This is a genomic window from Micromonospora sp. NPDC001898, assembly GCF_042891255.1.
Classification (GTDB): domain Bacteria; phylum Actinomycetota; class Actinomycetes; order Mycobacteriales; family Micromonosporaceae; genus Micromonospora.
Window position 1 is genome coordinate 19,023 of record NZ_JBIATC010000010.1, and the last position, 20,138, is coordinate 39,160.

A 20,138-nucleotide genomic window follows, 5' to 3' on the forward strand; every position below is an offset into this window, starting at 1 on the left:
GTCACCGCCGCTTCGCGTCCGCGCGTTCCTGCAGGCCTTCGCCGAGCAGGCTGAATCCCAGGACGCAGACGAGCAGGGCCAGGCCGGGTGGGACCGAGGTCCACCACCGGCCGCCGACCACGTCCGCGGCGCCGAGGCTGATCATGGCCCCCCACTCGGCGGCGGGGATGCTCACGCCGAGGCCGAGGAAGGACAGCCCGGCCAGGGTCAGCATCGCCCAGCCGCAGTTGAGCGGGGCGATCACCCGCACCGGGGTGAGGCTGTTGGGCAGCAGGTGCCGCCACAGGATGCCTGCGGTCGACGCCCCGGAGGTGACGGCGGCGTCGACGAAGGGCAGCTCGCGCAGGGTACGTACCTCGGCGCGGACCAGCCGGGCGTAGGCCGGGGCGTTCACCGCCGCGATGGTGATGATGAGGTTGACGGTGCCGTTGCCGAGCAGGGCGGCCACCGCCAGGGCGAGGATGAAGGTGGGGAACGCCTGGAAGATGTCGACCACCCGCATCAGCACGTCGTCGATCCAGCCGCCGCGGTAGCCGGCGACCAGGCCGAGCAGCGTGCCGACGGTGACGGCGAGCGCGACGGCGGCCACCGCGATGCCCAGGTCCAGCCGGGCGGCGTAGAGCACCCGGCTCCAGATGTCCATGCCGTTGCCGTCGGTGCCGAGCAGGTGGCCGCCGCCCGGGCCGGTCAGGGTGGCGGCGGGGTCGATCTCGGTCTCGCCCCAGGAGCTCAGCAGCGGCGCGCACAGCGCGGCCACCGCGATCACCGCGAGGATCGCGGCGCCGGTGACGATCAGGACGCGGGCGAAGCGGCTGCCCGGGGCGGGGCCGGTGACGGGGCCGGGCGGGGCCGTGGCCTCGGTCGGGCCGCTGGTGCGCGGGTCGGCCATCAGATCCTCACTCTCGGGTCGAGGATGGCGTGGACCACGTCGGCGATGAGGAACACCAGCACGTAGCAGAGCGCGATCACCAGCACGGATGCCTGGACCACCGGGTAGTCGCGGTAGAGCAGGCCGCGCAGCGCCCACTGGCCGAAGCCCTGCCAGGAGAAGACGTACTCGACGAGCACGGTGGAACCGATGGCGGTGCCGAACACCAGCGCGGCCAGCGACGGCAGCCGGACCAGGGTCGCGCGCATCAGGTAGCCGTACAGCAGGGTGCGCCGGGGCAGGCCGTGCGCCGCCGCCGCGGCGTACGGCTCGGAGTGCAGCACCTCCAGGGCGGAGGCCCGCACGCTGCGCAGCAGGGGCGCGACGACGCCGATGACCAGGGTCAGCACCGGCAGGGCCAGGTACGCCGCGGCGGAGGCCATGGCCGGTCCGTTCCCGGTGAGCGCGGCGTCCACGAGGTCCGCGCCGGTCAGCGGGGTCAGGTCGGTGTCGGGGTCCACCCGCCCGTTGGGGGCCGGGAACCAGCCGAGCACGCTGTAGCCCACCAGCACCAGCACGAGTCCGAGCCAGAACTCGGGCACGGAGTTGCCGACCAGGGCGAGGACCCGGATGCCGTGGTCGGCCGGCCGGTCGGCGCGGCGGGCCGACCACACGCCGAGGACGGTGGCCACCACCAGGGAGATGGTCACGGCGATGACGACCAGTTCGAGGGTGGGCCCCACCCGCAGCGCCATCTCCGCGCCGACCGGGGCGCCGCTCTGGATCGAGGTGCCGAAGTCGCCCGTGACCAGCCCCGTCAGGTAGTCGAGGAACTGCCGCCAGAGCGGCTGGTCCAGCCCGAAGCGGGCACGGGCGGCGTCGGCGTCGGCCTCGGTGGCGTTCTGCCCGAGGATGGTCCGCACCGGGTCGCCGGGCAGCACCCGGACCAGGAGGAAGGTCAGGACGATCACGCCGAGCAGCACCGGGATGAGCTGGAGCAGTCTTCTGGCGACGAACCGGAGGATGCGCATGGGCAGCGGTCCCGCCCGGCCTAGGCCGACGCGGTCAGGTAGCGCAGGCGGGCGAGGCCGTCCATCGGCTGCACCCAGCCGGCGACGTCGTCGCGTACGGGCAGGTTGAAGTTGGGTTGGCAGACGACCACCCAGGGCACGTCCACGGCGAGGATCTCCTGGACGCGCTTCCAGAGCTGGCCGCGGGCCGCCTGGTCGACGGTGGTGTGTGACTGCTCGTAGATCTTCTCGATCTCCGGGTTGCTGTAGTTGGAGTAGTTGAGGTTCGCGCCCTTGACGAAGCTCGTGGCGAGCATGTACTCGACGTCGTTGACCCAGAGCTGACCGGAGGTGATCTGCAGCGGGACGTTCTTCTTGGACCGCCGCTCGCCGAGGGTGGCCGGGTCCAGCGGGGTCAGCTTGAGGTTGATCCCCGCCTTCGCCGCCTCGCTCTGCACCTGGACGGCGATCTTCTGCTGTTCCTCGTTGTCGGCCTCGAAGACCAGCTCGGAGTCGACGGTTGTCCTGCCGGCCTCGGCCATGGCCGCCCTGGCCTGGTCGAGGTCGTGGGTGAACGGGTACCCGCCGGCGTCGTAGCCGGGCATGTCCAGCGGCACGGGGCTCTTGGCGGCGCGGGCGTCCCCGCCGTAGACGTTGTTGATGATCTGCTCGTACGGCGTCGCGTGGGCGAGGGCCCGGCGGACGTTCACGTCGTTGAACGGCGCCGTGGTGACGGACATCTGGATGGTGACCTGACGGTTGCTGGCGGCCGAGATGACCTTGATGCCGGAGGCCTTCTTGAGGTCCTGGATGTCGCGCTGGCTGATGCCGAGGGCGATGTCGATGTCACCGGCCTGGAGTTGCAGCCGCTGGTTGGAGGCGGCGGGCACCACGGAGATCCGGATGGTGGGCGTCTTGGCCGGGTCGGGGCCCGGGTATCCGGCGTTCGCGGAGAGTTCGATCTCCTGCCCCTGGGTGGCCTTCGTGACGTTGTAGTAGCCCCCGGTCGGCGGGTTCTTGGCGAACCACTCCTTGGCCCAGGGGTCGTCGGCGGTGGCGTGCTTCTTCGCCTCGACGGAGTCGAAGACGTACAGCGAGATGGCCTGGATCTGTCGGGTGAGGGCGCTGGCGAACGCCTGGTGGAACTCGACGGTGTGGTCGTCGACCACCTTGACCTGGTCGGGCTTGGTCAGGCCGATGGTGCGGTAGACGCCGGCGACGTTGGCCTGAGCGGCGAAGGCGCGATCCTTGGACCACTTCACGTCGGCGGCCGTCAGCTCGTTGCCGCTGGCGAACTTGACCCCGCGGCGCAGCTTGAGCGTCCAGACCCGCTGCGTGGCGTCCGGCTCGAAGGACTCGGCGAACGTCGGGGGGACGTTCTGGGTATCGAGGATCTGGCTGTCGCCGGCGGTGGTGACGCCGTAGTCGATCAGGTAAGGGAAGACGTTCTTGTACAGCATCAGCGCGGTCAGGTCGAAGCCCACGAAGTCCTGGTCCCAGCTCGACAGGTAGCTCGAGACCGCGATCCGCAGCGCCTTGGCGGTGGGGCCGCCCGATGCGCCGTCGCGGGGCTTGGATTCGCTGTTGGCGGCGCAGGCGCCGGTGGCCAGCAGGAGCGCCACGCTGCCGCCCAACTGCAGGACCCCGCGGCGGGACAGGGCGGGCGAGGAGGCGCCGCCCGCACGGTGGGAACGAGCCATGGGTAGTCCTCCTAGAAACACGAGGCAGATGGTCCGTGCTGAGGACCTACCCGTGTTCTACCGGATTAAGTGGGAGTGAACAAGAGCCTGAACCCTGTTCGCCGTCAAACCCTCGAATTCGGCCACCCATGCTGGCCGAATGGCCGATGACCCGTGAAGCCAATGTTCACATGAGTTCACAGAGTTGATACACGCACCGATACGCCGGTGCCGGGGGCGTCCCGGCCGGACGGGACGCCTGTCCCTGGCGGCCGGGTCGATCCGGCGCGTTGACTCTGATCCATGACCTCACTTCCGGACCACTTCCCGGCCCACGTCAAGGGCTCCTACGTCAACTGCGAGGAGTACACCCGCAAGGCGCAGCTCAGCGCCCTCCCGGACACCGAGCAGTTCCCCGCCCATGTCAAGAACAACTACGTCGTCTGCGCCGAGTACGCCCGCGCGGCCCAGCTCACCGCCGTCCCGGACGCCGACCACTTCCCGGCCCACGTGAAGAACTCCTACGTCAACTGCACCGAGTACACCCGCGAGCCGCAGCTCACCGCCGTCCCCGGCGGCGCGGCATGACCCTGCTCGCCACCTCCCGGCTGGACCGGGTCTGGCAGGAGTGGCTCGCCGAGAACCTGGCCATGGGCGCACCCGTCGAGCAGGCGCGGGCCGCCGCCGTCTCCGGGGGCGCCGACGCGGACGCCGTCGACGCGGAGCTGGGCGAACTCACCGCCCACCCGTACTTCGCCGTGTGCCGCCGCCTCGCGCTGCGCTACGACTGGATGGAGTCCGTGCTGGACACCTACCGGACGCTGCGCAACAGCGACGGCGGAGAAACCCTGGAGCGCCGCGCGGGCATCACGCCGGAGGAGTTCTTCGCCCGGCACTACTTCGGCCACCGGCCCGTCGTGCTGGAGGGCCTGATGACGGACTGGCCCGCGCTCGGCTGGACCCTCGACGGCCTGGCCGCCGCCTGCGGCGACGCGGTCGTCGAGGTGATGACCGGGCGGGAGGCCAACCCCGACCACGCCTGGCAGTACGACCGCCACCGCACCACCATGCCGTTCCGCGACTACCTGACGCTGCTCGGGTCCGGGACCCGCACCAACGACTACTACATGGTCCCCCGCAACGAGAACTGGTCCCAGGCGCTGCGCCCGCTCGCCGCCGACGTGCGCCCGCCCGAGGGGATCGTGGACCCGACGGCCCTCGGGCATCTGCTGCTGGGCCCGGCGGGCACGGTGACCCCGCTGCACGTGGACAACAGCACGGTGCTGCTGTGCCAGGTCCTCGGCCGCAAGCACGTGCGCCTCGTGCCCTCGTACGAGCGGCACCTGGTCTACCCGCGCGGCGGCACGTTCAGCGCCGTCGACGCCGCCCGCCCGGACCTCACCCGGCACCCACGGTTCGCCGAGGCCACCGTGCTGGAGACCGTCCTGGAACCGGGGCAGATGCTGCTCATCCCCGTCGGCTGGTGGCACTGGGTGCAGGCCCTGGACGTCAGCGCCACGGTCACCTTCCACCACTTCCAGATCCCCGGGCAGAACCACAAGATGGCGACCCCACCGGCTGCGGGCCTGGACGAGTGACGCCTCCGGGGCGGCGTCGTCGCGGTGACGTGGCGTGCCGGCCCCGGTCGGGCGGCGGGCCCGTGGACCCGGACCAGGCCGGCACACAGCCCGGTCAGGACCCGCGCGTCCGGCGGAGCCCGGACAGGGCGTCGGCGACGGTGGCGATCCCCTGCTCGATGTCCGAGGCCGGGTTGGCCGCGTACCCGAGGACCAGGCCCGGGCGGTACGGACGCTGGCAGTGCCAGGACAGCGGCTGCGTCTTCACCCCGCGCGCCAGGGTCGCCGCCGCCAACTCGGTGTCGGCGACGTCGGCGTCGAGGGTGACCATCAGGTGCAGCCCGGCGGCGGCCCCGTGCACCGTGGCCCGGGGCAGGTGCCTGGCCAACGCGGCGATCATCGCGTCCCGGCGACGGACGTGGCGACGGCGCAGCAGCCGAAGCTGCCGCTCCAGTGCCCCGGAGATCATCAGCTCGGCGAGCACGAGTTGCGGGAGCACCGCGTTGCCGAGGTCGGCGTTGCGCTTGGCGGCCACCACGGCGGCGCGGTACCGCTGGGGCACCAGCAGCCAGCCGACCCGCAGGGCGGGGGCGAGCAGCTTCGACACGCTGCCGGCGTAGCAGATCCGGTCGGGCAGCATCCCCCGCAGCGCGGGCACCGGGGGCCGGTCGTAGCGGTGCTCGGCGTCGTAGTCGTCCTCGATGACCAGGCCGCCGTCGCGCGCCCAGGCGACAAGTCGGCGGCGGCGCTCGCCGTCGAGCACCACCCCGGTCGGGAACTGGTGGGCGGGGGTGAGCAGCACGGCCGGCAGACCGGCGGCGGCGAGGGCGTCGACGCGCACGCCGGCCCCGTCGACCGGCACCGGCGGGGTGTCGACGCCCCAGTTGTTCAGGTGCTGGCGGACGCCGAGGGAGCCCGGGTCCTCCACTCCGATCCGGGTGATCCCGTCGGCGCGGAGCACCTGGGCGAGCAGGCCGAGCGCCTGGGACACCCCGGCGACGACGACCACCTCCGTGGGGTCGACGGCGATGCCCCGGCTGCGGGCCAGCCAGCCGGCGACCGCGTGGCGCAGCGCGGGCGCGCCGCACGGGTCCCCGTAGCCGAAGTCGGCCGGGGCGAGGCGGCCCAGCACGGCCCGCTCGGCGCGCAGCCAGTCCGCGCGGGGAAAAGCCGCCAGGTCGGGCAGGCCGGGCGTCAGGTCGATCCGGGCGGGCACGGCGCGTACCGCGTCGAAGACGTCGCTGCCCGGGGCCTGCGGGAACAGCGCGGCCGGCGCGGTCGCGGTGGCCGGGGGGCGGCGCATCGGCGGTGGGGCGGCCGGTGCGGCGACGACCACCGTGCCGGCCCGGCCGCACCCGGCGACCTGGCCGTCCTCGACCAGCCGCTGGTACGCCTCGGTGACCACGCCCCGGGAGACCCCGAGGTCGGCGGCGAGCACGCGGGTCGCCGGCAGCCGCCCGCCGACGGGGAGCCGCCCGCTGGCGATGGCCTGCCGGAGCTGGGCCGAGAGCCAGTCGGCCCGGCCGCCGGGTGGGGCGTCGGCGATGTCGAGGTGCAGGAAGTCCGACCCGGCAGTTATGGACCTCTGCGGTGATGGTTCTTTGGCCCTGCCCATCGGGCCATCATGACAGCAGAGTGGTGGTGACGACAGCCGGCGGCCCGGACCAGGGCCGCGGCCATCTCACCGGAAGGACTGTCGTGACCATCGCTTTCCTGATCGCCGCCCTCGTCGTGGTGGTCACCCCGGGCGCCGGGGTGTTGTACACCGTGGCCACCGGGATGGGCTGGGGACGCCGCGCCGGGCTGCTCGCCGCGGCCGGCTGCACCCTCGGCGTCGTACCGCACCTGGCCGTCGCGCTGGTCGCCGTGGCCGCGCTCCTGCACACCGCCGCGCCGGCCTTCCAGGCCCTGCGGTACGCGGGCGCGGCGTACCTGGTCTGGCTCGGATGGACGACGCTGCGGGACCGTGGCGCGTCGGACCCGGACGCGACGCGACCCGCGCCGTCGGCCCGGCAGGTGGTCACCGGCGCGGTGCTGACGAACCTGCTCAACCCGAAGCTGACGATCTTCCTCGTCGCGTTCCTGCCCCAGTTCGTCGGTGCCGACGACCCGCACCGGCTCGTCCGGATGCTCGGCCTCGGATCGGTGCTCATGGCGCTCACCCTCGTCGTGTACGCCGGTTACGGCGTCCTCGCCGGCACGGTGCGCGACCACGTGCTCAGCCGGCCCTGGGTGAGCACCTGGCTGCGGCGCGGGTTCGCCGGCTCGTTCCTCGCCATGGGTGCCGCGCTGGCGCTCACCCGCTGATTCGTCAAGGAGTGTCATGCGTTTCGAGCACGCGCCGCAGATCCGGTCGGCGCACCCGGAGCTGGTGGCCGGGACGATCACGGTCGACGGGGTCGACGCGGACGCCGACGTGACCACGGCGGTGGCCCGGCACCTGGCGACGGCCCGGGTCCGGTTGGCCGGCGGCACCGAGGCCAGCTTCCCCGAGATCCAGGCGTGGCGGCGGGTCTTCGCCCGGATGGGGCTGCCGCCGACCCGATACCGGTGCGCCGCGGAGTCGCTGCTGCGTCGGTTCCGCCGCGACGGCGCCCTGCCCCGGCTGCACCCGCTGGTCGACCTGTGCAACGCGGTCTCGCTGGCGTACGCCATCCCGATCGCGGTCCTGGACGTCGAGCGGATCGACGGCGACCTCGAGGTGCGGCCCGCCCGGGGCGACGAGGAGTACCTCACCCTCGCCGGCGACCCCGAACACCCCGAGCCCGGAGAGGTGATCTTCACGGACGGGGCGGGACGGGCACACTCCCGGCGCTGGACGAGCCGGCAGAGCGGCTGGTCGGCGATCCGGGCCACCAGCCGGTCGGTGCTGATCGTGGTCGAGGGAGTGCACGCCCACGCCGCGACGGACGTGCCCCACCTGCTGGACACCCTGGTGGTGGAGCTCGCCGACGCCTGGTCGGTGCGGGGTCGCACGGCGCTGCTCCCGACCGGGGGCGGAGGAGCTGCCGGAGAGCACCCGGCACGCCCGCACCCGGGGTAGGTGGGTGCGGGCGGCCCACCCCGCGTGGGTGGCGTGCTCAGCGCAGCGGGTCGAACGGCGCCAACTCCGGCGGCACCTCCCCCTTGAGCACGGTCTGGGCCATCAACTGGCCGGTGATCGGGCCGAGCGCGATGCCCCACATGCCGTGGCCACCGGCGACGAACACCCGGGGGGAGGCGGTGACCCCGGCCAGCGGCAGCCCGTCGGGGGTGCAGGGCCGGGAGCCGACCCACTCGTCGCGCCGGTCGTCGAGGTCCACGCCGGTCAGGAACGGGCGGACGGCATCGACGATCGCGGTGATCCGCCGCGGGTCGAGGGGGTCGCCGGGACGACGGAACTCCATCATCCCGGCCACCCGCAGCCGATCGCCCAGCGGCGTGCACGCCACCCGCTGCTTCGGGAAGTAGAGCGGGCCGCGCGGCATCTGCCGGACCGGCACGCTGAAGCTGTAACCGCGGCCCGCCTGCACCGGCTGCCGCACACCGAAGCGGGTGGCCAACCCCCCGAGCAGCGCGCCGGTGGCGACGACCACGGCGTCGTGCTGTCGCTCGCCGGCACCGGAGCGCACCGAGACGCCACCGGACCCGGGCCGCAGGTCGGCCACCTCGACGCCTTCGACGATCTCACCGCCGCGCTCCCGCACCGCCTCGGCGAGGGAGCGCACGAACTCGGGCGGATCCAGGTAGCGCTGACCGTAGATCTGGATCGCGACACCCACCCGGTCGGTCAGCGTCGGCTCCAGGGCGCGGGCCCGCCAGCCGGTGACCGGGTGGAAGCTGACCTCCTGGCCGGCGTCGCGGATCTGCTCCAGCTCGGCCAGCAGGCCCCGCGCGTCGCGTTCCCCGGCGAAGCAGGCCAGGAAGTTGTTCGTCCGGGACGTCTGCGCGGCCACCCCGCCCGCGGCCAACACGTCGAACGCCTCCAGTGCCCGCTCGTTCAGCGGCACGTAGGCGGCCATCCCCCGCCGCCATTGCCGCGCCGTGCTGTGCGCCACGAACGAGGTGAGGAACCGCAACAGGCCACGGTCGGCCCGCAGCGGCAGGTACACCGGCGACCGGGGACTGAGCACCGCCCGCAGCCCGTACCGCAGCACCGCGGGCTCCGGCAGCGGCGCGGTCAACCCCGGCGTCAGCCACCCGGCGTTGCCCCAGGAGGCCCCGGCACCCACGTGGTCCCGCTCGTACACCGTGACGTGCACGCCCGCCTCCTGCAGGAACCAGGCGGTGGACAGACCGACCATCCCGGCCCCGACGACCGCGACGTCACGCGGTGTGCCGGCCACGAACGCCGGCGCGTGCTGCTGCTCGGGTCCCGGTGACATTGCCTGCTCCTTTCCTGGGGCGGGCACACGCCCGGCCGCAGATGGGCCAACCATGGCCGCACGCCACCCGCCCCGGCCAGGGCCGCCGCCGGTCAAGCTGGGGCGGCCACCTTGCCGACCCCCGGCAATCTGGGCTGGCAGCGCCGGGCCCCCGCCGCCCGGCTCAACGGCGGGCGGACGCAGCGTCGCAGCGCGGGCAGAACCTCGCGGCGGGCCGGTGGGCCAGGCACTCGATGGGGATGTCGGTCCGGCATCGTCGGCAGGTGCCGTACCGGCCCTGGTCCAGGTGGCGCAGGGCGCAGGCGAGGTCGTCGAGCGCGCGACGCGATGCGGCCGTCACCGCCGCGGCGGTGTCCGTGCCGGCGGCCGGGTGGTCTGGCCGGGCGTCCTGCCGGGCGAGCAGGGCGAGTTGGGTGTGATGTCGCGCGTACTGCTCCTCCAGCACCATCCGCAGCACGTCGAGCTCGCCCTGCCGGCTGACCGGACGGCTCCGCGCCCCGTTCTCCTCTCGCGGCCGACGGGGAGCACGCGGGGCGGCGGTCACGATCCGGGCCCGGTCGGCGGTTCCTGGTCGGCGCCCCTGCGGGCCGGGCCGGCGGCCACGTCGACGATGTCGAGGATGCCGAGCAACCCGGCGAGCGCGATCGCCTCAGCGCGGGTCAGGGTCAGGCTGCAGGCGCTGTCCGGGTCCCTGCCGTCGTCGTGTACCAGGTCGCGACGGCCGCCGACGTGGTGGGTGACGACACCGACCCGGCGCCCGTGCTCCGTGGTGAAGCAGTGGCGTAGGCCGATACCGGGCAGTGGGGTGCGTTCTACTTCCATGGGGCAGCTCCGCAGAAGGTGTGACCGATGAGGCGTGGGGTCGGCTGGGCGGCCACGCGGGGCTCGCCGACGATCGGGCGCGCCGGAGCCGCTGTACACCCCGCTGACGTGCCGAGACCGGTGGGTGGATGAGGAACCGGGCCGGCGGGGCCGGCTAGGTCCGGCAGGTCAACGGGCCGGCAGGACGCGAGCACCTGGCAGCGCCGCGCGGGCAGGTGTCGACGCGAGCCGTCGACGCCGCAGACCCGGACGAACGACCGGCCCGGTCGCGGTCGGTGCGCGGCGAGCAGGTGTCAGGCGGCGGCGAGCGGCGGCGGTGCGCGGTCGGCGGACCAGGCCGGCACACAGCCCGGCACGGCACGGCGGCCCAGTCGAAAGACGATGCACAGGCCCACCGCCCGTGCCGCGCAGAGGACGACCACGAGCACGGCCAGCACGAACAGCGTCGACAGCGGTCTACGCTCGTCGACGCCGAGGTAGGCGTGCCCGGCGTGCATGCGGCGACTATAGCCCACCTCACGGGCCGTACCCGATCGGTGTTTGCGCTGGCGGGAGCCGCCTCGTGTCCGCCACGACCCCGTCAGGCGGACCGAACGCCGGGCCGGATTTCTGTGCGGCGCCGGCCGGCGGGTCGGCGACGTTCAGCCGGAGGTCGGCAGGGGTTGCGCCGGCCAGTTGAGGGCCTTCGCGCCGAGCACGGCCGCCTGCAGGGTGAACCGGTGGGCCGGGTCGGCGGGGTGGTAGCCGGTCAACCGCCGGACGCGATCGAGCCGGTAGGTGACGGTGCGTACCGACACGTGCAGGCGCTTGGCCGACTCGGTGGCCACCGCCCCGGTGTCGAAGTACTCCCGCAGGGTGTCCAGCAGCGGCTGGGCGCCGCCCCGGGCGTTCACCAGCGGGCCGAGCACAGCCTGCACCAGGTCGACGATCGCCGGCTGATCGCGCAGCAGCACCCGGTACACCAGCAGGTCGTGGGCGTCGACCACCGGGGCGGTCACCTGCAACCGTCCCGCCATCGACAACGCCTCGCGTGCCTCCTCGTACGAGCGGGCGATGCCGTACAGCCCGGGATGGGCCCGGCCCACCGCGATCCGCCACGCGCCCCCGCGCGGCAGCCGGGTCAGCTCCCGGTGCATCAGCCGCCCCAACTCGCCGCTCGGCTCGGGAGACGGCGCCACCCGTTGCGCGGTGGTCGCCTCGGCCGGGGCGATGACGACCAGCAGGCCCTCCTTGGTGGCCACGAGCACGTCGCGGTCGCCGAGCCGGTCGAAGATCACCGCTTCCAGCGCGCTGATCGCCGCGTCGGCGTCGGGCAGCCGGCGGCGCGGCGCGGCCAGCGCCACCCGGTGCGCCCGGGCCAGGTCCAGACCGAACGGCTCGGCCCGTTCGACCAGCGCTCCCAGGTCGGAATCGCCGCGCAGCAGGTCGTCGACGAGTTCTCGCCGCAGCGTCTCCTCGCGGCGCACCAGGTCGCGCCGCGCCACCGCGTAGCCCTCGGCCAGGGTCGCCACCGCGTCGTCGACCACCTGCAGCACCGCGGTCGCCGCGACCCGCACCGCCTCGCAGTCGCGCGAGCGCGCCACGGCCGGCAGGTCGTGCCACAGTCGGCGGGCCGCCGACAGGTACAGCTGCACCACCCGTCCCGCCGATATGCCCTGTTCCGCGGCCCGTCTGCCGAGCGCCTCCACCACGTCCAGTTCCTCGCGCCGTGGGCGGCGTCCGTGCACCGCCGCGTCGGCGAGCATCGGCAGATACTCCCCCAGCAGTCGCACATCCACCCCGCCGGCATCGCGGCTCGCGCCCGCCGCCACCTCGGCCAGCCAACGGTCCTCGGGCGCGGCGGCAGCCTCGGGACGCCGAATGCTGTCCGCCATTCCGCCTCGCCTTCACGCGTGACCGCCACAGGCGCGCCGCGGTCCCGGCGGCAGAACCGCCTGCGGTCCCGGACGACCACGGTCAGCCCGGCGGGCGAGAGCGCCCGGACGCCCGGCGCTTCGTTGCCGCGCACCGGCAGTCTAGCCCCGGCTGCGGCGCCTCTGCCGGGATTGTCGCGGCCAGCAAACCGCGCCGTCTGCTACGGTCCCCCGCGTCCTCGACCAACACAACGGCGGGGGGTGAGCGCCATGACCCGTCAGCGCGTCGCCGGCCGACCGGTACCGGGCCTGGGGCAGCCAGATCGTCGGGCCGGCGCGGTTCCGGGCCGCGTGCCCGGAACCGCACCGGTGCGCTCTCAGCACCAGCCGTTGGCCGTTCCGTTCACCCCGGTCCACATGTACGCGTCGCTGATCCAGGTGCCGTCGGTGAGCCTGTTCCACAGCGCCGTGGTGCCCCACCGGCCGGTGTGCGTGGGTGCCGTTGGCCGAGCAGGAGATCGTCACGGTGGAGCCGTCGGCGACCGCGTACCCCACACCACCGTGGACGGGGCATCGGCGGCGAGATCGGCGAAGGCGGACTCACCGTCGAAGGCGATCCGCCAGCCGGCGCTGTCCCGGTGGGCCACGAACACCCAGCCCGCCGGGTACGCGCCCTCCTTCGCCGGGGCGACGACGACGGCGGTACCGGACGCCCACGTCCGGCCGTCGCGCCGGGTGACCGTGACGCGCGTGTCGTCCGCCCCGGCGGCCCGAAGCCCCGGGTCGGTGGCACTCGCCGCCTGGTCGAGCAGTTTGGCGGTCACCGCCGCCGTGACATCGCCGGTCGGCGACGTGGGACCGGCGGCCCCGGCCGGCGCCGCGACGGCGGTGGTGGGGGCGGCGAGCACGAGCAACGCGGTCAGCGCCGCCGCGCCGACAGAACCCCGGGCATGACCTTTGGACACAGACACCTCGAAGACATGGATGGGCATCGTTGCCATCCAGGTGTCGGGACGGTATCCAATTGCATCGAAGATTGCCCACAGGGCGCGCGGTCCTCGACGTTCAGCCCACGGCGCCGGCCCTGCCAGAGGCAGCCCGGGATGCGGATCGGCGCTGTGCCCCACCACATCCAGCGTGGCATCGTCGGCGGTGAGCGGGACCGCCCGCCACGCCCTGGCACCGGAGCCGACGGCGGCGACGGCCGCCGCGGGCCGTTGCGCTCGGCGCCTGGTCAGTCGACGGGAAGCGGCGAGCTGTCGGCCCCTCCGTGGGCGGGATTGTGGGCGGGGGCGTTGATCTCGACCGGCGGCGGGAAGCGCGTCACGAAATCGCACAGCGTGATGTGGGTCGGGACGATCGTGACCACCACCATGTCCGTCGTGTGCGCGCGCTTCTGGCTTTCCCACCCCGGCGCCAGGCTCTTGTCCGCGAACATCCGCCAGGACGCCTCGACGTGCTCGTCCGGGACCCCCGGCCGAAGCTCGATCGACGCCGTGCCGCGCACCAGCATGACAACGGGCGTGTAGTCGGCGACCGGATCCGCCCCGAGCTTCGCCGCCACCTTCCTCCGCACCTCGGCCGAGTACGTGTCGACGCTGAAGGACACCTGCGGGTGCGCCTCGATCGCCTTCACCTTGTACGCGGTCGTCGGGCTGGCGAAGACGAACGCCTTGCCGTTCCACAGGTAGGCGACCGGCACCGTGCGCGGGTGGCCGTCCAGTCCCACGTACCCGAGCCGCATCGCGACCGGCGACTCCAACAGGGTCTGTGCCACCGGGTCGGTGTTCACCAGGTGCACGATGTCCGCGTAGTCCACGGCTGTCCCTTCCTGCAAGCGGATGCCGGCACCCGCTCCGTCATGGTGCTCACCCGGGCGGCCACGACCTTCCGCGTCACCGGGCGTAGCCTGATCACTACCAGGCAAGTATCTGCAGCGCGCGGGGCCCACGTCTATACGGCTGATTGCCATTACGGCGGCAGCACCCCCGCCGTAGCCGGCGGAGGCGATTGCCGCGGCCCCGCAGAAGCGCTCGCGTAGGCAAGCGCCGACATGTTATCCATCAATGTCGATGCCGACGCTGCCGGCGCCGTCGCTCGCGCCCGCCGGGGCATGTCGGGGCAACCGGCGCGGGGCAGGCCGGCTGCATAGACGTGCATTACTATACCGATGCTCGGGAAGCGACCACGGCGTCACCGACCCACTGCGGACTGTCGGTGCGTCGACCGGCTTTGCCCCCGTTTCCACCACACCGCCGCCACCAGGCGATCGAGCGGCGTCAGGAAGACAGCATCGCGTGAGCGGTGAATGGGGGAAGGGCGAAGGATGAGCGGGATCGCGTCCCTGGTCATCGGCATCGCCTCCTCACCCGCGCATCGCCGGCAACTCGCGCAGCTGATCGGCGGCACCGAGGCGTTCCTGATCGTGTCGAGCGTCGACCAGGCGCGGCGGTTCCTCGGGATGGTCCGCCGGCCCGACGCCGTGCAGCCGATGGCGTCCACGCCAGCCGAGCGGGCCGAGCCCACCGAACGGGCCGAGCGGACGGAACGGACCGAACGGACCGAACGGACCGAACGGACCGAACGGACCGAACGGACCGAACGGACCGAGCCGGCGGAGCCGGTGGCCGTCGGCGGTACGTCGACGCCGGAGCTGAGCGTCGACTCGGACCGCCGGGTGCTGTGCTGGCGGGGCCGCGAGATCGACCTGACCCCGCTGGAGCACGACTTTCTACGCTGCCTGGTCGGCACGCCCGGACACATCTGGAGCTACCAGCGGCTGCACCGTGAGGTCTGGGGCACCGAACACCTGGGCCGGGGCTCCGACCTGCACTCGGTGGTGCGCAGGGTCCGGCGGAAGCTGGTCCGGCTGGGCACTTCGGCGACGATCCACACGGTGCGTGGGGTCGGCTTCCGCCTCGCGGTGAACTGACCGCGAGGCCGGTTCGCCATCCCCGGAACGGGTCCGGCCCGCCCGGTCGGGTGACCAGGCGGGCCGGATCTGTTCGTCAGCGGTCAGTTGTCAGCAGCGGACCGGGGACAGGGCGAAGTTCTCCACCGTGGGCGTGGCGGTAGTGATCTTCGTCTGCCGGGTCTGCGGCTTCCAGTTGTCCTTGGCGACGATCATGGTCAGCGGGTTGTTCCGCTTGTCCAGCCAGTAGGCGTACCGGCCGTCGGCGTCGGTGGTGAAGGTCAACGACGTCGCCCACGAGTCGACCTGGACCAACGCGCCGGCGATCGGCGCGCTGGCACCCTGGCAGCTCGTCCCGGTGACCGTACCCATCAGCTTGCCCCAGGTGGTCGGCTGCTGTGCGGTCATCTTCACCGACACCGGCTGCACCGTGTAGGGGGTGTCCTCCTTGATCAGGATCGACGCCGAGTAGGTGCCCGGCTGGTCCACGGTGGCCGCGATCCCGACGGTGAGCGTGACCTTCTCGCCCGGCGCCAGGGTGGCCGCCGTCTTGTCGATCGTCAGCCAGCTGACGTCCGCGGAAGCCTCGGCACACTCCTCGAAACCGGGAAGGGCCTCGCTGTCCGCCGTGGCGGTGAAGCCACCGGACGAGCCACCGACCTTGTAGAAGCCGCACGCCGCGCCACCACGGTACCGGGCGGTGTTGGCGTTGGGCAGGTTCGACCACGAGTTGGCGGTCGGGTCGTAGGCGAAGCCGGCGTTGGTGATGGCGCCGCCCTGCGAACCGCCGACGACCAGGAGCTTGCCGTTGGCGACGGCGAACGAGCTGGCCCAGTTGTCGACCGGCGCGTCGGCGATCGCGGTCCAGGCGTTGGTGCCCGGGTCGAAGGCGTAGCCGGCCTTCTGCGCCGCCGTTCCGTCGTTGCCGCCGGCGCAGTAGACGATGCCGCCGATCGCGCCACAGGACAGGAAGGCCACCGCCTTCGGGTAGTCGGGCAGCGCCTCCCAGCTGTCGCTGCCCGGGTCGTACCGGACGACGTCGTTCGACATCGGCGTGCAGCTCGCCGTGGTGCACCCGCCGATGGCGTACAGCTTGCCGTCGGCGACCGCCTGGCCGGCGGCGGACCGCGGCGCGGGGTTGTTCGCCTTCTTGGTCCAGGTGTTGGCCGCCGGGTCGTACGACCAGGTCGCGGCGTCGGGGCCGGAGGCCCCCCAACCGCCGGTCACGAGGATCTTCCCGTCCACGACGCCCGCCGTCACGGCGTTACGCGCGCCGGGGAGGTCGGCGATCGGCTTCCAGCTCTGCGCGATCGGGTCGTAGACGTAGTTCTTCGCGCTCGACGCCGAGCCGTTACCGCCGGCGATCGAGTACACCTTGCCGTCCAGGCTGACCACCCGGTTGTCCATCACGTTCGTCGGGTGGTCGGCGATGTCCGTCCAGGGCAGGGCCTGCGGGCCGACCGGGGCGGAGGTGGCCGTGCTCGCCTTGTCCGACGCCCGAGCGGCGAACGACGTGGCGGCGGTGAGCCGCTGCGGAGGCGCGCCAGCGGAGCCCAGGATCTGCTGCTTGGTCAGCCGGGAACCGTCGGCCCGCAACAGCTCGAACCCGTCGTCCCGCTCGCTGAACTTGACGTTGACGGGGGCGCCGCCGGTGTTGGTCACCGTGACGGTCTTGGTGGCCTTGCCGCTGGGCATCCGGACCGTGGCGGTGACCGCCGCCGGCTGCACCGACAGCCGGCCGGCCGCGAGCTGGAAGGTGACGGCGGTGGCCCAGTCGGTCTGGACGTCGACCTGACTGGTCTGGCTGACGTAGTTGCCGGCCCTCGCGGTGAACGGGTGCTCGCCGGTCTGCGACGAGAACAGCCAGAAGAAGCCGTCCGGCAGGACGGTGTCGTCGGGGGTGGCCACGGTGGTGGCGGCCTCCGTCGGCTTGTCGTCGCTGGTGACGGTGGCGCCGTTGACGTAGCCGTTGTCGTTCTTGTCCCGCACGTGCCCGAGCACCAGGCCGCCGTTGGTCGGCTTGCAGGTGACCGCGCTACCGATCAGCACGTTGTCGACCTGCCACCACCACTCGTAGGAGGCCTCGTAGTAGTGGAACCGGACCTTGACCTCCGACTTGCCCGCAGCCTGCGGGATCGGAATCTGGGTCACCCGTGGGCCACGGACGTCCGCCGCCTGCCGGAGCACGTTGGCCCAGGTCGCACCGCCGTCGAGGCTGAGGTCGACGTCCGCGCGGTCGGAGTTCAGCCAGTTGTAGTCCTGGTTGAACCGGATCACCGGGGTCGCGACGTTGGTGAGGTCGACGACCGGGCTGACCAGCGAGGTGTCCTGCCGTCCGCCGGATGCGTAGTTGTCGCTGTCGATGATCGCGAAGTTGCCGGCGCCGCCGGTGAGGTTGCCCCGGTCGCCCGCGTCGGTGAAGTCCCACACCTGGCCGGTGCCGGCGTTGTCCACCACCGACCAGTCGGCCGGTACGCGGTTGCTGTCGAAGGTCTCGTACACGCCGTCGGAGCCGTACTTGTATCCGGGCGCCGTGGTGCAGGCGGTGGAGTCGACGGGCACGGCGACGTTGTGGACGGCGTTGCCCGAGCCGACCACGACATCCTTGGTCACGGTCTGGTAGCCCGGGTACTGCGGCTCGACCTTGACCTGGTACGTCGCGCCGGCGGGGAGCTTGAAGCTGTACCGGCCGGTGGCGGGCTTGGTGTAGTCGGACACCGACAGGCCCACGACGCTGACCTTGGCGTACAGCGGCCAGCCGTGTCCGGAGCCGTCGGTCACCGAGCCGCTGACGGTCACGCTCGGCACGGCGGTCAGGGTGACGTCGATCGTCGTGGTCGCGTTCTTGGCGACCGTCGCCGGGACCGTCTTGCTCGCGTAGCCGAACGCGGTGACGGCGACCTGGTAGTCGCCGACCGGGAGCAGGGTCGAGTACGTGCCGTCGGTCCCGGTGGTCAGCTCGCGGGCCGCCGGGCCGGTGATGGCCAGCGTGGCGCCCGGCAGCGGGGCACCGGTGTCCGCGTTGGTGACCTTGCCGGCCAGGGTTCCGGTCTCGCCGATGGGGGCGGCGTCGAGCAGCGCGAGCGCGTCGAGCCGGCCCTCGCCGTACACGTTGTTGTCGTCCGCGGTGCCGCCGCACTGGGCGTCGGCCTTGTCGATCGCCGAGTTGTCCAGCAGTGCGCGCGTCGCGGTGACGTCACCGGCCAGCGCGGGTGCCGCCGACCACAGCAGCGCGACCGCGCCCGCAAGGTGCGGCGCGGCCATCGAGGTGCCGCTGTAGCTGGCGTAGCCGCTGCCGGGAACGCTGGAGCGGACGTTGACGCCGGGCGCCGAGATGTTGGGCTTGATCCCGCCGTCCTGCCCGGACCCCCGGGAGGAGAAGCTGGCGATGTTGTTGTTGACGTCGTACGCGCCGGTCGAGTAGTTGCTGGTCCGGCTGCCCGGTGAGCCACTGGTCTGGCAGGCCGAGCCCTTGTTGCCGTTGGACCAGGTCCCGAAGATGCCCGACGCGGCCCAGGCCAGCGTCACATCCTCCATGAACGGGTCGTTGGAGGGCAGCGTGGTGCCCCACGAGTTGTTGATGATGTTGGGCCGCTTGCTGGCGTCCGGGTTCTCGCCCTCAAGGTCGGTGGGCTCCAGCATCCACTGGCCGGAGGTGACCAGGGCGGCGTCGCTCGGGCAGCAGCCGTTCGCCGCGATCCACTTGACCCCGGGCGCGACACCGATCTGGTTGGCGCCGGCGGCACCGGCCATCGTGCCCATGGTGTGCGTGCCGTGGCCGTCGCTGTCGCAGGGCGCGGTGGCGCACTCGCCGGCGGCGTCGAACCAGTTGTAGTTGTGGTCGAAGGTGCCGTCGCCGTTGTTGCCGCGGTACGCGCCCACCAACGCCGGGTGGTTGAACTGCACCCCGGTGTCGATGTTCGCCACCGTGATGCCCGCGCCGGTGACGCCGTACTCGGACCAGACGTCGTCGGCGTTGATGTTGGCGATGCCCCACTCGAGGGCGTTCGCCGCCTTCGCGTCGGCCTCCTTGGTGACCTTGGGCAGCTCGTAGGCCGTCGAGGCGTAGACGCCCTCGACCTCGGCGTGCGCGGCGAAGTTCTGCGCCATGGCCAGGGAGCCGCTACTGACCTTGATGGCGTTGGTCGCCCAGAAGGACTGGTACTTGGCACCCGAGCCGTCGAGCTCGGCGCGGATCTTGGTCTGGCTGTCGACAGCGGTCTTGCGCAGCGCGTCGGCGACCGCCGCGCCCCGCTCGGTCCAGTTCTTGATCGCGCTGGCCTTGCTCAGGTCGGCCCGGTCGGTGAAGCGGATCCAGAAGTCGCTCTCGCTCTTCGCCTGGAGCTGGTTCATCAGGTCGGGTCGGATCTTGTCCGCCGGTGCGGCCTGCACTCCGGAACCGGTTGTCGCCAAACCTGCTGCGGCGAGGGCGATCGCGGCACCCGCGCTCGCCAAGCGCCTGAACAGGCGCGTCCCGTGTGGACGTCTCAGCATCGGTGCTGTCTCCTCCAGAAACGACCCGCGGTTAATCGAGCCATGGCGAAGGGCGCAAAAGACCCATCTCCTGTCTGGATCACACCCGAATGAACGAACCCCCCAGGCCCCCAGGCGCCGTGCGGGTCACGCCGGCTACCTGTGTGGACACTATGATCGAAAAAGATGAACGATCAAGCACGGCACGTGAGCAACTTGTCGCTAGGAGTTGCCCGCCTGGCGGCGGGTTTGACAATTACTGTCACGGCAATGACCAAGTCGGGCAGAAATTGCCCATCGTTTCCGGGTGGGTGCGGTGACCGAGGACGACGACAGCACGACGCCTGACGGGCTCGACGGGACGGGCAGCCCGTTCCCCCTGGTGATCGCGGTGACACCGTCGCCGGCCGAACGGATCCGGCTCGCCGAGCACCTCGACGGCATCGCGCCGCTGCTGCTGGTGGCCGACCTCGACGAGTTGCGCAGGCTGATCGCGGCCGCGGGGGGGCCCCCCCCCCCCCCCGCGGGGGGGGGGGGGGGGGCCCCCCCCCCCCGGGGGGGGGGCGCCCCCCCCCCCCCGG

The 20,138-nt window shown here is 72.6% G+C and carries 17 protein-coding genes; 5 read left to right on the forward strand and 12 right to left on the reverse strand.

Translation table 11 applies throughout. The annotated features are described in order from the left end of the window. Position 1: 1 nt before the first annotated feature. Genes ACFYZF_RS20905 through ACFYZF_RS20915 form a run of 3 tightly spaced genes read right to left on the reverse strand, consistent with a single transcriptional unit; the run spans position 2 to position 3,578 of the window. Entirely contained in the window at positions 2–889 is an 888-nt protein-coding gene (locus ACFYZF_RS20905; RefSeq protein WP_387023169.1) for an ABC transporter permease, read from the reverse strand. Then, positions 889–1,899 (reverse strand): ABC transporter permease, encoded by a 1,011-nt coding sequence (locus ACFYZF_RS20910; protein WP_387023171.1) that lies wholly within the window; start codon positions 1,897–1,899, stop codon positions 889–891. Before ACFYZF_RS20910 ends, ACFYZF_RS20905 begins: the two co-directional genes overlap by 1 nt. Positions 1,900–1,919: 20 nt before the next feature. Further along, positions 1,920–3,578 carry an ABC transporter substrate-binding protein gene (locus tag ACFYZF_RS20915; RefSeq protein ID WP_387023173.1) on the reverse strand — a complete coding sequence of 553 codons (1,659 nt, stop codon included), beginning with the start codon at positions 3,576–3,578 and terminating at the stop codon, positions 1,920–1,922. A 282-nt stretch (positions 3,579–3,860) separates the two neighbouring features. Here ACFYZF_RS20915 and ACFYZF_RS20920 point away from each other — a divergent pair, with 282 nt between their 5' ends. Together ACFYZF_RS20920 and ACFYZF_RS20925 are read left to right on the forward strand one after the other, a co-directional pair. After that, positions 3,861–4,145 carry a hypothetical protein gene (locus ACFYZF_RS20920; protein WP_387023175.1) on the forward strand — a complete coding sequence of 95 codons (285 nt, stop codon included), beginning with the start codon at positions 3,861–3,863 and terminating at the stop codon, positions 4,143–4,145. After that, positions 4,142–5,155, forward strand: a complete 1,014-nt coding sequence (locus ACFYZF_RS20925; RefSeq protein WP_387023177.1) for a cupin-like domain-containing protein — start codon at positions 4,142–4,144, stop codon at positions 5,153–5,155. Before ACFYZF_RS20920 ends, ACFYZF_RS20925 begins: the two co-directional genes overlap by 4 nt. Positions 5,156–5,249: 94 nt before the next feature. On the opposite strand, the gene ACFYZF_RS20930 is transcribed toward ACFYZF_RS20925, so the two are convergent. Next, positions 5,250–6,749, reverse strand: a complete 1,500-nt coding sequence (locus ACFYZF_RS20930; RefSeq protein WP_387023178.1) for a PLP-dependent aminotransferase family protein — start codon at positions 6,747–6,749, stop codon at positions 5,250–5,252. An 83-nt stretch (positions 6,750–6,832) separates the two neighbouring features. Between ACFYZF_RS20930 and ACFYZF_RS20935 the strand changes: the two genes are divergently transcribed. After that, positions 6,833–7,441 (forward strand): LysE family translocator, encoded by a 609-nt coding sequence (locus tag ACFYZF_RS20935; RefSeq protein WP_387023180.1) that lies wholly within the window; start codon positions 6,833–6,835, stop codon positions 7,439–7,441. Positions 7,442–7,457: 16 nt separating this feature from the next. Beyond that, on the forward strand, positions 7,458–8,177 hold the full coding sequence (locus ACFYZF_RS20940; protein WP_387023182.1) for a B3/4 domain-containing protein: 720 nt from the start codon (positions 7,458–7,460) through the stop codon (positions 8,175–8,177). A 37-nt stretch (positions 8,178–8,214) separates the two neighbouring features. On the opposite strand, the gene ACFYZF_RS20945 is transcribed toward ACFYZF_RS20940, so the two are convergent. The 7 genes from ACFYZF_RS20945 to ACFYZF_RS20975 form a co-directional block, all read right to left on the reverse strand. Then, positions 8,215–9,498, reverse strand: a complete 1,284-nt coding sequence (locus ACFYZF_RS20945; RefSeq protein ID WP_387023184.1) for an NAD(P)/FAD-dependent oxidoreductase — start codon at positions 9,496–9,498, stop codon at positions 8,215–8,217. A gap of 163 nt (positions 9,499–9,661) precedes the next feature. Continuing rightward, a complete protein-coding gene (locus ACFYZF_RS20950; protein WP_387023186.1) occupies positions 9,662–10,042 on the reverse strand; it encodes a hypothetical protein in 381 nt (126 codons plus the stop codon). Next, complete coding sequence (locus ACFYZF_RS20955) at positions 10,039–10,320, reverse strand: potassium transporter TrkA (protein WP_387023188.1); 282 nt, start codon at positions 10,318–10,320, stop codon at positions 10,039–10,041. The genes ACFYZF_RS20950 and ACFYZF_RS20955 overlap by 4 nt, the downstream gene beginning before the upstream one ends. A gap of 293 nt (positions 10,321–10,613) precedes the next feature. After that, positions 10,614–10,817, reverse strand: a complete 204-nt coding sequence (locus ACFYZF_RS20960; RefSeq protein ID WP_387023190.1) for a hypothetical protein — start codon at positions 10,815–10,817, stop codon at positions 10,614–10,616. A gap of 144 nt (positions 10,818–10,961) precedes the next feature. Next, positions 10,962–12,194 (reverse strand): PucR family transcriptional regulator, encoded by a 1,233-nt coding sequence (locus ACFYZF_RS20965; protein WP_387023192.1) that lies wholly within the window; start codon positions 12,192–12,194, stop codon positions 10,962–10,964. A gap of 500 nt (positions 12,195–12,694) precedes the next feature. Beyond that, positions 12,695–13,138 carry a hypothetical protein gene (locus ACFYZF_RS20970; RefSeq protein WP_387023193.1) on the reverse strand — a complete coding sequence of 148 codons (444 nt, stop codon included), beginning with the start codon at positions 13,136–13,138 and terminating at the stop codon, positions 12,695–12,697. 269 nt (positions 13,139–13,407) lie between these two features. Continuing rightward, positions 13,408–13,992 (reverse strand): pyridoxamine 5'-phosphate oxidase family protein, encoded by a 585-nt coding sequence (locus ACFYZF_RS20975; RefSeq protein ID WP_387023195.1) that lies wholly within the window; start codon positions 13,990–13,992, stop codon positions 13,408–13,410. A gap of 507 nt (positions 13,993–14,499) precedes the next feature. Here ACFYZF_RS20975 and ACFYZF_RS20980 point away from each other — a divergent pair. Next, positions 14,500–15,105 carry a winged helix-turn-helix domain-containing protein gene (locus ACFYZF_RS20980; RefSeq protein WP_387023197.1) on the forward strand — a complete coding sequence of 202 codons (606 nt, stop codon included), beginning with the start codon at positions 14,500–14,502 and terminating at the stop codon, positions 15,103–15,105. A 90-nt stretch (positions 15,106–15,195) separates the two neighbouring features. On the opposite strand, the gene ACFYZF_RS20985 is transcribed toward ACFYZF_RS20980, so the two are convergent. After that, on the reverse strand, positions 15,196–19,476 hold the full coding sequence (locus ACFYZF_RS20985; protein ID WP_387023198.1) for a S8 family serine peptidase: 4,281 nt from the start codon (positions 19,474–19,476) through the stop codon (positions 15,196–15,198). Positions 19,477–20,138 lie beyond the last annotated feature (662 nt).

Bases quoted from the DNA above. Each gene is read 5' to 3' on its own strand.
- ACFYZF_RS20925 (WP_387023177.1), top strand. From the start codon at position 4,142: ATGACCCTGCTCGCCACCTCCCGGCTGGACCGGGTCTGGCAGGAGTGG.
- ACFYZF_RS20960 (WP_387023190.1), bottom strand. From the start codon at position 10,817: ATGCACGCCGGGCACGCCTACCTCGGCGTCGACGAGCGTAGACCGCTG.
- ACFYZF_RS20910 (WP_387023171.1), bottom strand. From the start codon at position 1,899: ATGCGCATCCTCCGGTTCGTCGCCAGAAGACTGCTCCAGCTCATCCCG.
- ACFYZF_RS20905 (WP_387023169.1), bottom strand. From the start codon at position 889: ATGGCCGACCCGCGCACCAGCGGCCCGACCGAGGCCACGGCCCCGCCC.
- ACFYZF_RS20930 (WP_387023178.1), bottom strand. From the start codon at position 6,749: ATGGGCAGGGCCAAAGAACCATCACCGCAGAGGTCCATAACTGCCGGG.
- ACFYZF_RS20915 (WP_387023173.1), bottom strand. From the start codon at position 3,578: ATGGCTCGTTCCCACCGTGCGGGCGGCGCCTCCTCGCCCGCCCTGTCC.
- ACFYZF_RS20980 (WP_387023197.1), top strand. From the start codon at position 14,500: ATGAGCGGGATCGCGTCCCTGGTCATCGGCATCGCCTCCTCACCCGCG.
- ACFYZF_RS20955 (WP_387023188.1), bottom strand. From the start codon at position 10,320: ATGGAAGTAGAACGCACCCCACTGCCCGGTATCGGCCTACGCCACTGC.
- ACFYZF_RS20940 (WP_387023182.1), top strand. From the start codon at position 7,458: ATGCGTTTCGAGCACGCGCCGCAGATCCGGTCGGCGCACCCGGAGCTG.
- ACFYZF_RS20965 (WP_387023192.1), bottom strand. From the start codon at position 12,194: ATGGCGGACAGCATTCGGCGTCCCGAGGCTGCCGCCGCGCCCGAGGAC.
- ACFYZF_RS20945 (WP_387023184.1), bottom strand. From the start codon at position 9,498: ATGTCACCGGGACCCGAGCAGCAGCACGCGCCGGCGTTCGTGGCCGGC.
- ACFYZF_RS20920 (WP_387023175.1), top strand. From the start codon at position 3,861: ATGACCTCACTTCCGGACCACTTCCCGGCCCACGTCAAGGGCTCCTAC.